This is a genomic window from Conexibacter sp. CPCC 206217, assembly GCF_030646165.1.
Taxonomy (GTDB): domain Bacteria; phylum Actinomycetota; class Thermoleophilia; order Solirubrobacterales; family Solirubrobacteraceae; genus Conexibacter.
Genome location: NZ_JAUTDO010000002.1, coordinates 159,226 through 171,889, shown reverse-complemented (window position 1 = coordinate 171,889; position 12,664 = coordinate 159,226). Strand labels below are relative to the sequence as shown.

Here is a 12,664-nt window from a genome sequence, read left to right as displayed (position 1 = left end):
GTATGACCAATGGCGGATCGTGTCCAGCGACTTGCGAACCGTCCGCTCTCCGAGCGCGCCCGCGACGCGCTGCTGGAGGCGATCCAGTCGGACGCGTTCCCGGGCGGCCGGCTGCCGCCGGAGGCGGAGCTGTCGGAGCAGGTCGGCGTCAGCCGCACGACGCTGCGCGCGGCGCTGACGAGCCTCGAGGCCGACGGCGTCGTCTCGCGCCGCCGCGGCCGCGGCACGTTCGTCAACGCGCACCTGCTGCGGTCGACGATGCGCCTGAACCGCCTGATCCCGTTCACAGCGCTGATCGCGCAGTGCGGGCACGAGCCGTCGGTCGACCCGCAGGAGCAGCGCTTCGCGACCGTTCCCGCTGCCGCCGTCGAACCGCTCGGGGTCGAGCCCGACACCGCCTGCCTGCTGGTGCGGCGGCTGTTGCGCGCTGGCGGCGAGCCGGTCATCCGCGTCAGCGACGCGATCCCGCTGGAGTGCCTCAGAGTCGTTCCGGCCGAGATCCGCGAGGCCGACTCGACCTTCACGTTCGTCGCGCTCAACTGCATCGCCCCCGTCGACTACGCGACCGCGGAGCTGGTCCCGCGCGTCGCCGGCGAGACCGATCCGACCGGTCTCGGGCTGGCGCCGGGCGAGGCCTACGTGGAACTCGTCGAGACGCACTTCTCACGCGACCACGAGCCGCTCGCGTTCTCGCGCGTGAGCGTCAACGACCGCTACGTGCGGCTGTCGTTCCTGCGGCGGGACGCGTGATCCAAGAGCAGCTTGGTCATACCTGAGCCAGCCTCCATCCGGAGCCAAGCCGTGCCGCCGGCACTCCGGCTCCTCATAGGGGAGATCGGAGCCGGAGTGCCACAGCATGGCGGTCGCTGCGCTCGGTCGGCACCCGCCGTGGGGGAGACGGCGGGCAGTGGCTTCGCGTCGCCGCGAGCCACGGCCGAGCGCCACGACGACCGCGAAGCTACTTCACTTCCGGAGCGTCGCCAACGGCGATGGCGCACGTCGTACGACCGACGCCATCGATCAACGAGGGATGCGGCGCTGGAGCGCGCGCTCGATCCGCTCGACGCGTCCTCGCAGCTCGTCCAGTTCGCGGTCCTGACGCTCGACCTGGGGCAGCCTCGCGCTCTGCGCGAGTCGCGCGATCGTCGCCTCGCGGATGTACTGAGCGGTGGCGATGCCATCCCGCTCGCACACCTCCTTCAGCTGGGTCCAGGTCTCGCCCGAGAAACGGACGGTCGTCGTGTGCACGCGCCCACGCTAGACCGTGAACCGGAAAAAGAAAGGGGCGATGGCGCCTGTCGTACGACAGGCGCTATCACTTTGTTGGAATCCGCCGTGAAGCTCCGGTAGCGGTGCCGAAAACGTGGTCCCAGAACGGCGCGCTGACGCCGTAGCCCTTGTCGTGCTCCTTGAAGTGATGACGCATGTGCGCCTCGTGCAGCTTGCGTGGCAGCCACGCCGTCGGCTTGCGGCCGCCGGGCAGGTGATGGAGGTAGTAATGCGTCAGGTCGTAGAAGAGGTAGCCGCTCCAGAAGCCGGCCGACGCGGCGTACGCGTCGGGCTGGCCGAGCACGACCACGAACAGCGCGAAGAAGAGCGCGGCGAGCGGCACGCTGACCGACGGCGGCATCACGAGCCGCAGCGGATCGTTGGGGTGGTCGTGGTGGACGCCGTGGATGATCCAGTGCAGCCGCGCCCCGACGCCCTCCTCGGGCTCGAAGTGGAAGACGATCCGGTGCAGCCAGTACTCGGTCAGCGTCCAGAAGACGTAGCCGCCGACGGCGAACAGCGGGACCTGCCACACGGCCATCTGCTGGAACGACAGCACGAGCGCGATCGCGATCGCGGGACCGAAGATGAAGGCCGGCACGCTCCAGTGCACGCGCGACAGCCTGTCGAGCAGGTTCGACTCGAACATGCGCGGCGAGGCCTTCAGCACCTCGGACCGTCTCAGGCCGGTCAGCTCTTCGCGTCGCGGGTAGGTCGCCATCGTCGGTCACGCTCCTTTCATCGCCCGTCCACCACTCCATGAGGGCACCCTTACGATACTCCTCGTCGGGACGCATTCGGCCGCGGGTGGTGTTCGATCGCCGGCACCGCGAGCGTAGCGAATTGCCGGGAGCTATCGATGCTTCTCACACTGGCTTGCGGTGCGACGTTAGGATCGGTACATGCGCGTTTTCCATTCCGGCCGCGTCGTCGTCCTCCTGGTGCCGGTGCTGACGTGCGCGGCAGTCGCAGCCGTCTCCGCGCCCGCGCACGCGAGAACGTCGGTCGCGCTGAGCGGCGTCGTGACGCCGGCGATCACAGGTTTCCCGACGACCCCGCAGAACGTGCGGCTGACGATGGAGGGTCGCGTCGTCGGCGACGACATCGACGACCAGTACCCGGCCACGACGAGAAGAATCGTGCTGTGGTTCACGCACGGCGCGCGCGTGAACGGCAGTTGGTTCCCGAGTTGCAGAGCAAGACTGCTGGCGGCGCTGCGCGGCGCGCCGCGCGCCTGCCCGCGCGGCTCGAAGATCGGCAGCGGGTGGGCGTTCGGCACCGCGATCAGCGTCACCGCGAGACTCAGAATGGACGTCTACAACAGCCGCGGCGGCCACTCGATGCTGTTCTACTTCAGCGCTGACAACCCCGTCCTGATCCGCGAGTTGATCGACGCGCCGTTCGACCAGTTGCGCGGCGGCAGATACGGCTTCCGTCTCACGTTGCCGGTCCCGGACGGGCTGCAGGAGTTGACCGACGGCATGGTCACCTCGCTGAGACAGTTTCGCGCGACCGTCGGTGGCATGACGGCGACCAGACGCGTGCATGGACGTGCCGAGAGACGCGGCTTCATCGAGGCGATGACCTGTCCGCCGGGCGCGCTCGTGGTCGTGCGCGGCGAGTTCAGCTTCCGCACGATCGCGCCGGTCACCAGCGACGCGTTCCTCGGCTGCGGTCAGGCGCCGCCGTTCCCGCCCGGCTTCCCGCCCTCGGTGACCGGGTCGGCCTGAGCGCGAGCGACGAGCGGGGTCAGGCCCCGGAACCTGACCCCGCCGCGCCTCACGCATCCCTCCGACTTCCCGCAACGGACCACACCGCAAGATGGGCGAAGGGCCGGATCCTGTTGCCTGGACCCGACCCTTCAGAGGAGGAGATGAAAAGCATGATGCGGGAGTGCGCGGCAGGTCACCTTGGCCCGATGGCGAAGCTTTCGCGAACGTGCCAGTCCATCTGGAAACCGGCTCGCGACCCGCTGTTCGTCCAGACAAAGGACGATTGAGGGCGCGACTGCGGCAATCGTGGCCTACAATGCCGTGTCTGCGTATGGATGCCGCGGACAGACCAGCCAGCTCGCGTCGGCGACGGACCGCCCGCGGACGACATCGCCCGCTGCGCGTGCTCTTCACGGCGTTGCTGGCCGCAGTCGCGCTGCTCGCGGCCTGCGCCTCGGCGCAGGCGCGCTACGACGCGGCGTACGCGTTCGGCGGCTACGGCACCGGCCTCGGTCAGTTCACGGACGTCGCCGGCTTCCTCGGCGCGGACGCGTCGGGCAACGTCTACGTCCCCGACGTGATCGGCTACCGCATCAACAAGTTCAGCGCGACCGGCGACCCGATCAGCACCTGGGGCTGGGGCGTGCGCGACGGCGGCGCAAGCGCGCAGATCTGCACCTCCAACTGCCAGCTCGGCAGAAGCGGCGCGGCCGCCGGGCAGATCGGCGAGGTCGGCACGACGAAGGTCGCGCCCGACGGGACCGTCTGGGCGACCGACGACGGCAACAGCCGGCTCGCGCGCTACGCGCCCAACGGGCGCTTCATGTCGGCGGTCGGCTGGGGCGTCCAGAACGGCGCCGCCCAGCGCCAGGTCTGCACGACGACCTGCCAGACCGGCATCCCGGGCACCGGCTCCGGCCAGTTCGCCGGTCCGACCGGCCTCGACTTCTACGCCGACGGCCGGATCGTCATCTCCGACACCGGCACCAACCGCCTGCAGGTGCTGACGAAGAACGCCGAGCCGCTGCTCGCATTCGGCAGCACCGGCACCGGCCCCGGCCAGTTCGACATCCCGCGCGCGGTCGCGGTCGATCCGACGACGGGCGACATCGTCGCGACCGACCGCAACAACAACCGCTACCTGCGCTTCACCGAGGACGGCGATTTCGTTCGCGCCAACGGCTGGGGCGTGATCGACGGCACCGCCGCGTTCCAGCAGTGCACGACGGTCTGCCAGAGAGGCATGAGAGGCTCCGGCTTCGGCCAGCTCGGCACGCCGCACGGCATCGCCGTCGACCAGTACGGCTACGTCTACGTCGCCGACCGCGACAGCAACCGGATCCAGAAGTTCGGGCCCGACGACAGACCCCTCGCGACGATATCGTCGGCCGGGTCAACGGTCGGGGCGCTGAACGAGCCGCGCGACGCGTACATCCTGCCCGACGGCGACATGCTCGTCGACGACTCGAAGAACTTCCGCGTCGTGCGCTTCAACGCGGTCAAGCCGGTCACGACGATCGGCGACTCCAACCCGGCGCTGTCGAGCGATCCGACGCCCTCGTTCACGTTCAGCGCGACGCAGGGCGCGACGGTCTTCTCGTGCCGCGTCGTCGGCATCACCTCCTGGCAGACGTGCCCGGCGGACTACACGACGCCGGAGCTGCCGGGCGGCCTGCAGACGCTCGAGGTCCGCGCGATCGACCCCGACGCGATCGTCGGCGACATCAGAAGCGTCTCCTTCTTCATCATGTCGCCGCCGATCGTGGGACCGCCCGGTCCTCCTGGTGAGCCTGGTGCCCCGGGTGAGCCCGGCGCCCCCGGCGAACCCGGCGCTCCGGGTGAGCCCGGCGCCCCTGGTGAGCCCGGTGCTCCCGGCACCCCTGGCGCGCCAGGCGCTCCCGGCACCCCGGGAACGCCCGGGGCTGACGGGACGAACGGCACCGACGGAACCAACGGGACCAACGGGACCAACGGCAGGGACGGGACCAACGGCACGAACGGGACGAACGGACTCAACGGCGTCGCCGGTCCTCCCGGTCCGAAGGGCGATCAGGGGCCGACCGGCGCGCGCGGTCCCGCCGGCGGCCTGATCGTCACCGTCGCGCCCAGACAACCGCTGGTGGCAGGCGCGCAAGTGCGGCTGCAGCTGAGATCGACGAGCCAGTTGACGGGCGTCAGGCTCGCCCTGCGCGACGTCACGGGGCGTAAGCACATCCTCGGCAGAGGCGCGCTCAGAACGTTGCGCAGCGGCCGCGTGCAGCCCGTCGGCGTGAGACTCACGCGCAGCGCCACCGGTCGCACCGCGTCGCTGACCGTGCGCGGCAGGCGCTACGACGGCAAGCTCGTGCGCTTCACGAAGAGTGTCCCGAACCCGCGTCCGAGCAAGTAGGAAGCGCGCGTGACGGCGGCGGATGAGCGTGTGACGTCGTCCGCTCCTGCACAGTCCGCCTGGCAGCGCCATCTGCTCGCGCCGATCCTGCTGCTGAGCGCCGTGCTGGGCGTGATCGCGCTCGGCACGCGCAGCTTCTGGCTCGACGAGGGCACGAGCATCACGATCGCGAAGCTGCCGTGGTCCGGCTTCGTCGACGTCACCGAGAGACGCGAAGGCAACATGAGCCTCTACCACCTGCTGCTGTCGTGGTGGATGGAGGTCGGCGACTCGGAGTTCTGGATCCGCCTGCTGTCGGTGATCTTCTTCGTCATCGCTGTGTGGGCGCTCTATGCCGTCGCGCGGCGGCTGGCGAGCGAGCGTGTCGCGCTGACCGCGGCGCTGCTGCTGGCCGTCTGCCCGTTCGCGATCCGCTACGCGCAGGAGGCGCGCGGCTACATCCTCGGCCTGCTGCTGGTGACCGTCGCGACGCTGCTGTTCGTGCGCGCGCTGGACCGCCAGACGTGGGGCCTGTGGCTCGCCTACTCGCTGTTCGCCGCGCTCGGCGTCTACGCCCACTTCTTCGCGCTGCTGGTGCCTGCGGCGCATGCGGTCTCGCTCGTCTTCGTCGCGCCGGAGCGGCTGAGATGGCGCAAGCTGATCGGCGCAGCCGTTGCGATCGGCGTGCTGCTGCTGCCGTTCGCATACCTGCTGTCGCAGAACACGTCGTCGGGCGTCGAGTGGGCGGCCGGCAACCCGATCGGCAGAATCTTCACGCAGATCCACGACCGTCCGCCGCTGGCCGCGGCCGTCGTGCTGCTGGGCGCAGTCGTCGTCGTCGCGCTCTACCTGCTGCTGCGCAGCCGGCTCGGCGCGCGGCTGCGCTCGGACGAGGTCTGGCGCTGGGCGCTGCCGCTCAGCTGGCTGCTCGTCCCGCTCGTGGCGATGTCGCTCGTCGCGGTCGTGATCCGCCCGTTGTTCGTGCCGAAGTACTTCATCGTCTGCCTGCCCGCGGCGCTCCTGCTGGTCGCGATGCTGATCGACCGCATCCGCGCGCGGCAACTCGCGCTCGGCCTCGTCGGCCTGATCGTCGTCGTGAGCCTCGCGGCGGATCTGCGCTGGTACCGCACGGGGCAGGAGGAGGACTGGCGCCACGCGACCGCCTACGTCGTCGACAGCGCGCAGCCCGGCGACGGCGTGATGTTCTACCCGCCGTACGTGCGGATCCCGTTCGCGCTCTACCTCGACCGCGATTCCACGCGCGACAGAGCGCCGCCGCCGGTCTATCCGTCCGCTGGCTTCACGGGCGACGAGATCAGATACGACTACTACATCCCGATCACGGAGAATGCGGTCGCGAGAGCGGCGGCGGGCTACAGACAGATCTACCTCGTCACGAGCCACACGTTCCTCAACGGGGAAGCCGATCCCGGTTACGAGGCGACGGTCGACGGGCTCAGAGCGGCCGGCTTCAGCGAAGGTCCCAGCCGCCACTTCACGGGCGTCGACGTCGTCCGCTACGACGCCGATTGAGGTATTGCGGGCGGCATCGGCGCCTGCCATCCTGGCGTGAGGGTCGCTACGGAGGCGACCGTGCGAGCACGGAGCGAAGCGCATGACGTGGAACGGATTCCTCGGCAGGACGGCAGTTGCAGCGCTGCTGGTCGGCACGGTCGCGGCGGCGCCCGCGAGTGCGGCGGCCTCTGCCGCGGCGACCGGCAAGGGCACGGCGCCGACGCCGCGCATCATCGGCGGCACGCAGGTCGCCGCGTCGAGCTGGCCGTCGCTGGTCGCGCTGCTCCAGAGCGACGTGCCCGACCCGTGGTCGGCGCAGTTCTGCGGCGGCACGGTGGTCGCGCCCGAGTGGGTGCTGACGGCCGCCCACTGCGTCGACGGCGGCACGCTGCCGAGCGCGGTCGAGGTGCTGACCGGCACCAAGAGACTGTCGCCGGGACTCGGCACGCGCATCGCCGTCGAGGCGATCTCCGTGAACCCCGGCTGGGATCCGGACTCGTCGCTCTGGGATGTCGCGCTGCTGCGGCTGGCGAGCCCGATCGGCGCGCCCGCGACGGCGCTGGCGGCGCCGTCGCTGGCGTCGCTGTGGACGACGCCGGGCGCGATCGCGCACGTCGCCGGCTGGGGAAACGTCAGCACGACCGGGGACGACTACCCGCTCGACGCGCGTGAGGTCGACGTGCCGCTCGTCGCCGACGCCGACTGCGCGAACGTCTACGGGGACTTCTTCGCTGCCAGCTCGCAGCTCTGCGCCGGCGACCTCGTCAGAGGCGGGATCGACTCCTGCCAGGGTGACAGCGGCGGTCCGTTGACGGTCACCGACGCGGCCGGCCGGCCGCTGCTGGTCGGCGACGTCAGCACCGGCTACGGCTGCGCCGAGGCCGGCTACCCGGGCATCTACGGCCGCATCGTGGCGTTCCGTCCGTGGATCGACGCGACGATCGGCTGGGCCGCCGTCGCGACGGCCGACGCGCCGATGCTGCGCTGGGACCGCGGCGCTGCCGCCACGTCGCGCACGGTCAGCCTCACCAGCAGCGGCAGCGCGCCGCTCGCGATCGCCGGCGTCAGGCTCAGCGGTGCCGACGCGGGCGCCTTCGAGCTGATCGCCGACGGCTGCACCCGCGCGAGCCTGGTGCCCGGCCAGAGCTGCGCGGTGACGATCCGCCCGACGCGGGCGCTCGCCGCCGCCGACCGCTTCGCCGAGCTGCAGCTCGACACCGACGCTGCGGCCGGCGGGTCGCCGATCCTGCTCGGCGACGCGACACCGAGCGCCGACTGGCCGTTCGAGTCCGGCGAGCCGGACGATCCGATCCCGCCGTACGACCCCCCGCCTGCGCCGCCGGCCGAACCGCTTCCGCCGACCGACCCGCTTCCGCCGGTCGCCCCGGCGCCGCCGGCCCCGCAGCCGCTCCCGGGTGCAGGCAAGCGCTCCGCCGCCGTGCGCGCGACCGTCGTGCGCCTGACGCGCGCGCCGCGGGGCGTCGGCCTGCGGATGCCGACGCGGCTGGACGGCGGTCGCGGCAGCGTCCGCGTGCTGCTGACCACGCTCGTGCGCGGCGTGCGTGCGCCGGTCCAGCTCGGCAGCGCGAGCGCGTCCTTCAGCGCCCCCGCGACGCGCACCCTGACGGTCAGACTCACGCGCCGCGGCCGTCAACTGGTCGCCGCCGGTCGTGCCCTGCGCATAACCGCGACCGCGACCGCCGGCAGCGCCACGACGACGAAGACCCTGCAGCTCGCGCGCCGGCGCTGAGCCTGCCGCGCCCGCTGGGCGGCGGTCTGGCCCGACGAACGCAGAAGGCCCGCCATCGGCGGGCCCTCTGCACTGATGGGCGCGGGTGGTTTCGAACCACCGACCTCTCGCGTGTGAAGCGAGCGCTCTCCCACTGAGCTACGCGCCCTCTGTGCGGGATTGTACGTGACGGCCGACGGTGGCGTGGCGCGCCGTGGTCCTCTAGCCTCCACGGCGTGCATGCTCTCGTGACCGGCGGGGCCGGCTTCATCGGCTCCAACATCGTCGATGCGCTGCTCGCGCGCGGGGACCGTGTCACCGTCGTCGACGACCTCTCGACCGGTCGCAGCGAGAACCTGACGGCAGCGCTCGCCGCGGGTGCGACGCTGCTGCGACTGGACATCGTCGCGGCGGACGAGCTGAACGCGGCGTTCGCGGCCGCTAGACCGGATGTCGTCTTCCACCTCGCCGCGCAGATCGACGTGCGCCGCTCGGTCGCCGATCCGGCCGCCGACGCGCGCATCAACGTCGAGGGGACCGTCAACGTGCTGGAGGCGGCGCGGGTGGCCGGTGCGCGCCGCGTCGTGCTCTCCTCCACCGGCGGCGCGATCTACGGCGAGGCCGACACGGTCCCGACGCCCGAGGACGCGCCGATCCGCCCGCTGTCGCCGTACGGGCAGGCGAAATACGCGGGGGAGGGCTACGCGCGGCTGTTCACGTCGTTGCGCGGCCTCTCCACGGCCGTGCTGCGCTACTCCAACGTCTACGGCCCGCGCCAGGACCCGCTCGGCGAGGGCGGCGTGATCGCGATCTTCTGCGGCAAGCTCGCCAGCGGCGGGCAGCCGACCGTCTTCGGCGACGGGCGGCAGACGCGCGACTACGTCTATGTCGAGGACGTCGTGCGCGCGAACCTGACGGCAGCCGGCGCCGATGCCGCCGGCCCCTGGAACGTCGGCACGGGCGTCGAGACCTCCGTGCTGGATCTGGTCGAGGTCGTGCGCGGCCTCGGCGACGACGCGGCTGCGTTCACGCCGCGCTTTGAGCCGCCGCGCGCCGGCGAGGTCGGTCGCAGTTGCCTCGACGTCACTCGCGCGCGCGAGCAGTTGGGCTGGGAGCCGCGCGTGCCGCTCGCCGAGGGACTCCTCAAGACGCTCGCGCATGTCGGCGCGGGCGCTGTCGGAACGCGCTGAGCCGCGGCGCCCGCCGGCCGTTCGGCGCCGTCCGCCCGCCCGGCGCCCGGTCACGGCGGCACCGTAGCCCCCGCGCCTCCACCCGCAGGTATGATCCCCCGCGGACCGTGCTAGGCGGGGAGGTAGCGGTGCCCTGTATCTGCAATCCGCTCTAGCAGAGCTGAATTCCCTCCCGAGGGACACCGGCTCCCGAGGCCAGCGTGCTGTACGAAGACGTTGATGGCCGGGTCCCGCGCGGTGACGGCCCGCGAACCAGGTCAGGTCCGGAAGGAAGCAGCCTTAAACGGTTCCCGTCACGCGTTGCGGGGGTGCCTGGCCGGAGTCGATCGGCAGAAACGCGCTCGGGAACCTGTCTCGACGGAGGGTGCACGGTCCGCTTTTTGGCGCTCTGACCCTCGTTTTCGAGGGCCCGCGCGGCGGCAAAGCCGCCCCGCGGCGACTAGAACGAACGTCCAGAAACGGCGATTTGGCACTGTCAGTCATACGTCCAGAGATCGTCCAGATCCACCGTGAGAGCACGGGTCGGGTCCGACACCAGGGGACATGCGATCCCTGGTTCAGAAGTCCTCCACCGCCCGCCGCCGCAGCATCCGCTCGGCCGCCCGCACCGTCATCCTGCTGCTGGTCTGCGCGATCGGCATCAGCGCGTTGAGTGCTACAGCCGCGAACGCCGCTTCTCCGGCTGGAACGCTTGGTGTGTACGCAGGTGGAGGAAACAAGGCCGGGGCAGATCGCTTCTCCAACTGGCTCGGCCGCAAGCCGACCTACGCGATGGACTTCATCTCGGGCGCCAGCTGGACCGACATCGAGAAGCCGGACTGGTTCATCGGTCAGTGGGCCGGCTCCAGCTACAGAATGGTCTTCTCGATCCCGATGCTGCCGGACTCCGGCGCCACGCTCGCCCAGGGCGCGACCGGCGCCTACAACTCCCACTGGACCAAGCTGGCGCAGACGCTCGTCGCCAAGGGCCAGAGCAGCGCGACGCTGCGCCTCGGCTGGGAGATGAACGGCGACTGGTACAGCTGGTCGATCAAGAACGGCACGGCCAACTACGCCTCCTACTGGCGCAACATCGTCACCTCGATGCGCGCGGTCGCACCGGGCCTGAAGTTCGACTTCACGATGAACTGCGGCAGCTCCTCCGTCGGCGGCAAGCCGCTCGATCCGTCGGCCGCCTACCCGGGCGACGAGTACGTCGACTACATCGGCATGGACTACTACGACGCCAGCTGGATCGCCGATCGCAAGGTTGCCGCGTCGCGTTGGAGCTCCAACCGCGACCAGAAGTTCGGCCTCGCCTGGCACCGTGACTTCGCCGCCGCGCACAACAAGCCGATGACCTTCCCGGAATGGGGCGTCTCGACCCGTCCCGACGGCTACGGTGGCGGCGATGCACCGCTCTTCATCCAGGAGATGAACGACTGGTTCGCCGCCAACAACGTCGCGTACCACATCTACTTCGAGTTCGACGCGCCCGACGGTGAGCACTCCCTGATGGGCGGCGAGTTCCCGCAGTCCGCCGCGCGCTTCAAGACGCTGTTCGGCGCCGGCGCCGACACGACGCCGACCACGCCGACGACTCCGACGACGCCCACCCCGCCGACGACGCCGACGACGCCCGCCCCGCCGACTACGCCGACGACGCCCGCCCCGCCGACTACGCCGACGACGCCCGCCCCGCCGACGACGCCGACGACCCCCACGACGCCGACGACCCCCACGACGCCGACGACCCCCACGAGACCGACGACGCCGACGACGCCCACCACGCCGACGACCCCCACGACGCCCGCGAGACCGAGCACGCCGACCACGCCCGCGAGACCCAGCGCGCCGTCGAGAAGCTCGAGAAGCTCCAGAAGCACGAAGTCGTCGAAGGGGCGCAACAACAACTCGCGCAACAGCAAGTCGTCCTCCAAGAGCAGCAAGGCGGCCCGCGCCCGCTCCGCCTCCAAGCCGCAGGCGAAGCGCTCGAGCACCAAGCGCTCGAGCAGCAAGCGCTCCGACTCCAAGCGCTCCTAGTTCCGGCCTGATCGCTGTCACGCGGCCGTTCGCGCATTTCCACGGGTGCCCACAGGTATCCTTGCGGCGATGAGCGACCGGCCGTCAATGACCTCCTCGCTGGAGGCGGCCCGGGCGGCCGCCCGGCGCCTCGTGCTGAGATCCCCGTTCGCGCCCCAGGCGCGCCGCGCGGCCCGACTCGTCGAGTCGAGATACGCCAGACGGGACCGGCGCGACAACGAAGCGCTCGAGCTGCTCGTCAGCGCCGCGCTCGCCGCCGACGCGAGCGCGATCGACATCGGCGCCAACGAGGGCCGCGTGCTGCAGGAGATCATGCGCGTCGCGCCCGCGGGCAGACACATCGCCTACGAGCCGATCCCCGGCCTCGCGGCCGACCTCAGACGCCGCTTCCCGGCCGTCGACGTGCGCTGCGCCGCCCTCGCCGACGAACAGGGCGAGGCCGACTTCACGCACGTCAAGAGCCACTCCGGCTACAGCGGCCTGAAGCAGCGCACGTATCCGGGGCAGGAGGAGCTGGAGCAGATCCGCGTGCGGATCGAGCGGCTCGACGACGAGCTGCCCGAAGGCTTTGTGCCGGCGTTCGTGAAGATCGACGTCGAGGGCGCCGAGGGCGGCGTGCTGGCCGGCGCGATCGAGATGCTGGAGCGTCACAAGCCGCTCGTCGTCTTCGAGCACGGCAAGGGCGGCGCGCCCGCGTACGGGACGACCCCGGGCGACGTCCACGCGCTGTTGGCCGACCGCGCCGGCCTGCGGATCTTCGACATGGACGGCGGCGGCCCCTACAGCCGCGACCAGCTCGAGGAGGTCTTCGAGCTGGGCAGCTACTGGAACTTCTTCGCGCGCTCCTAGGAGCGGGGCG

10 protein-coding genes, 1 tRNA gene and 1 other RNA gene are annotated in these 12,664 nt (G+C 71.1%); 9 read left to right on the top strand and 3 right to left on the bottom strand.

What is annotated here, in order from left to right; all coding sequences use genetic code 11:
• The first annotated feature begins 9 nt into the window (after positions 1-9).
• A complete protein-coding gene (locus Q7L65_RS05580) occupies positions 10-750 on the top strand; it encodes a GntR family transcriptional regulator (protein WP_304719307.1) in 741 nt (246 codons plus the stop codon).
• A gap of 270 nt (positions 751-1,020) precedes the next feature.
• Here the strand turns inward: Q7L65_RS05580 and Q7L65_RS05575 are convergent, their stop codons facing one another.
• Both Q7L65_RS05575 and Q7L65_RS05570 read right to left on the bottom strand, forming a co-directional pair.
• Positions 1,021-1,248 (bottom strand): hypothetical protein, encoded by a 228-nt coding sequence (locus Q7L65_RS05575; protein WP_304719306.1) that lies wholly within the window; start codon positions 1,246-1,248, stop codon positions 1,021-1,023.
• Between the two features lie 67 nt (positions 1,249-1,315).
• A complete protein-coding gene (locus Q7L65_RS05570; RefSeq protein ID WP_304719305.1) occupies positions 1,316-1,990 on the bottom strand; it encodes a sterol desaturase family protein in 675 nt (224 codons plus the stop codon).
• A gap of 181 nt (positions 1,991-2,171) precedes the next feature.
• Here Q7L65_RS05570 and Q7L65_RS05565 point away from each other — a divergent pair, with 181 nt between their 5' ends.
• The 4 genes from Q7L65_RS05565 to Q7L65_RS05550 all read left to right on the top strand — a co-directional run bounded on the left by Q7L65_RS05565 (position 2,172) and on the right by Q7L65_RS05550 (position 8,614).
• Positions 2,172-2,999 carry a hypothetical protein gene (locus Q7L65_RS05565; protein ID WP_304719304.1) on the top strand — a complete coding sequence of 276 codons (828 nt, stop codon included), beginning with the start codon at positions 2,172-2,174 and terminating at the stop codon, positions 2,997-2,999.
• 385 nt (positions 3,000-3,384) lie between these two features.
• Positions 3,385-5,370: an NHL repeat-containing protein gene (locus tag Q7L65_RS05560; protein WP_304719303.1), complete on the top strand. Its 1,986-nt coding sequence runs from the start codon at positions 3,385-3,387 to the stop codon at positions 5,368-5,370.
• A gap of 9 nt (positions 5,371-5,379) precedes the next feature.
• On the top strand, positions 5,380-6,882 hold the full coding sequence (locus Q7L65_RS05555) for a glycosyltransferase family 39 protein (RefSeq protein WP_304719302.1): 1,503 nt from the start codon (positions 5,380-5,382) through the stop codon (positions 6,880-6,882).
• A gap of 82 nt (positions 6,883-6,964) precedes the next feature.
• Positions 6,965-8,614 carry a trypsin-like serine protease gene (locus Q7L65_RS05550; protein ID WP_304719301.1) on the top strand — a complete coding sequence of 550 codons (1,650 nt, stop codon included), beginning with the start codon at positions 6,965-6,967 and terminating at the stop codon, positions 8,612-8,614.
• Positions 8,615-8,690: 76 nt separating this feature from the next.
• On the opposite strand, the gene Q7L65_RS05545 is transcribed toward Q7L65_RS05550, so the two are convergent.
• A tRNA-Val gene (locus Q7L65_RS05545) sits at positions 8,691-8,762 on the bottom strand.
• 67 nt (positions 8,763-8,829) lie between these two features.
• On the opposite strand from Q7L65_RS05545, the gene Q7L65_RS05540 reads away from it, so the two are divergent.
• The 4 genes from Q7L65_RS05540 to Q7L65_RS05525 all read left to right on the top strand — a co-directional run bounded on the left by Q7L65_RS05540 (position 8,830) and on the right by Q7L65_RS05525 (position 12,654).
• Entirely contained in the window at positions 8,830-9,783 is a 954-nt protein-coding gene (locus Q7L65_RS05540; protein WP_304719300.1) for an NAD-dependent epimerase/dehydratase family protein, read from the top strand.
• Positions 9,784-9,888: 105 nt separating this feature from the next.
• An RNA gene (gene ffs, locus Q7L65_RS05535) (signal recognition particle sRNA large type) lies at positions 9,889-10,155 on the top strand.
• 171 nt (positions 10,156-10,326) lie between these two features.
• Positions 10,327-11,805: a glycoside hydrolase family 26 protein gene (locus tag Q7L65_RS05530; RefSeq protein WP_304719299.1), complete on the top strand. Its 1,479-nt coding sequence runs from the start codon at positions 10,327-10,329 to the stop codon at positions 11,803-11,805.
• A 69-nt stretch (positions 11,806-11,874) separates the two neighbouring features.
• The gene (locus Q7L65_RS05525) at positions 11,875-12,654 is read left to right on the top strand and encodes an FkbM family methyltransferase (RefSeq protein WP_304719298.1); all 780 of its coding nucleotides are present in this window, start codon (positions 11,875-11,877) and stop codon (positions 12,652-12,654) included.
• Positions 12,655-12,664 lie beyond the last annotated feature (10 nt).

Bases quoted from the DNA above. Each gene is read 5' to 3' on its own strand.
- Q7L65_RS05570 (WP_304719305.1), bottom strand. From the start codon at position 1,990: ATGGCGACCTACCCGCGACGCGAAGAGCTGACCGGCCTGAGACGGTCC.
- Q7L65_RS05565 (WP_304719304.1), top strand. From the start codon at position 2,172: ATGCGCGTTTTCCATTCCGGCCGCGTCGTCGTCCTCCTGGTGCCGGTG.
- Q7L65_RS05525 (WP_304719298.1), top strand. From the start codon at position 11,875: ATGAGCGACCGGCCGTCAATGACCTCCTCGCTGGAGGCGGCCCGGGCG.
- Q7L65_RS05530 (WP_304719299.1), top strand. From the start codon at position 10,327: ATGCGATCCCTGGTTCAGAAGTCCTCCACCGCCCGCCGCCGCAGCATC.
- Q7L65_RS05550 (WP_304719301.1), top strand. From the start codon at position 6,965: ATGACGTGGAACGGATTCCTCGGCAGGACGGCAGTTGCAGCGCTGCTG.
- Q7L65_RS05580 (WP_304719307.1), top strand. From the start codon at position 10: ATGGCGGATCGTGTCCAGCGACTTGCGAACCGTCCGCTCTCCGAGCGC.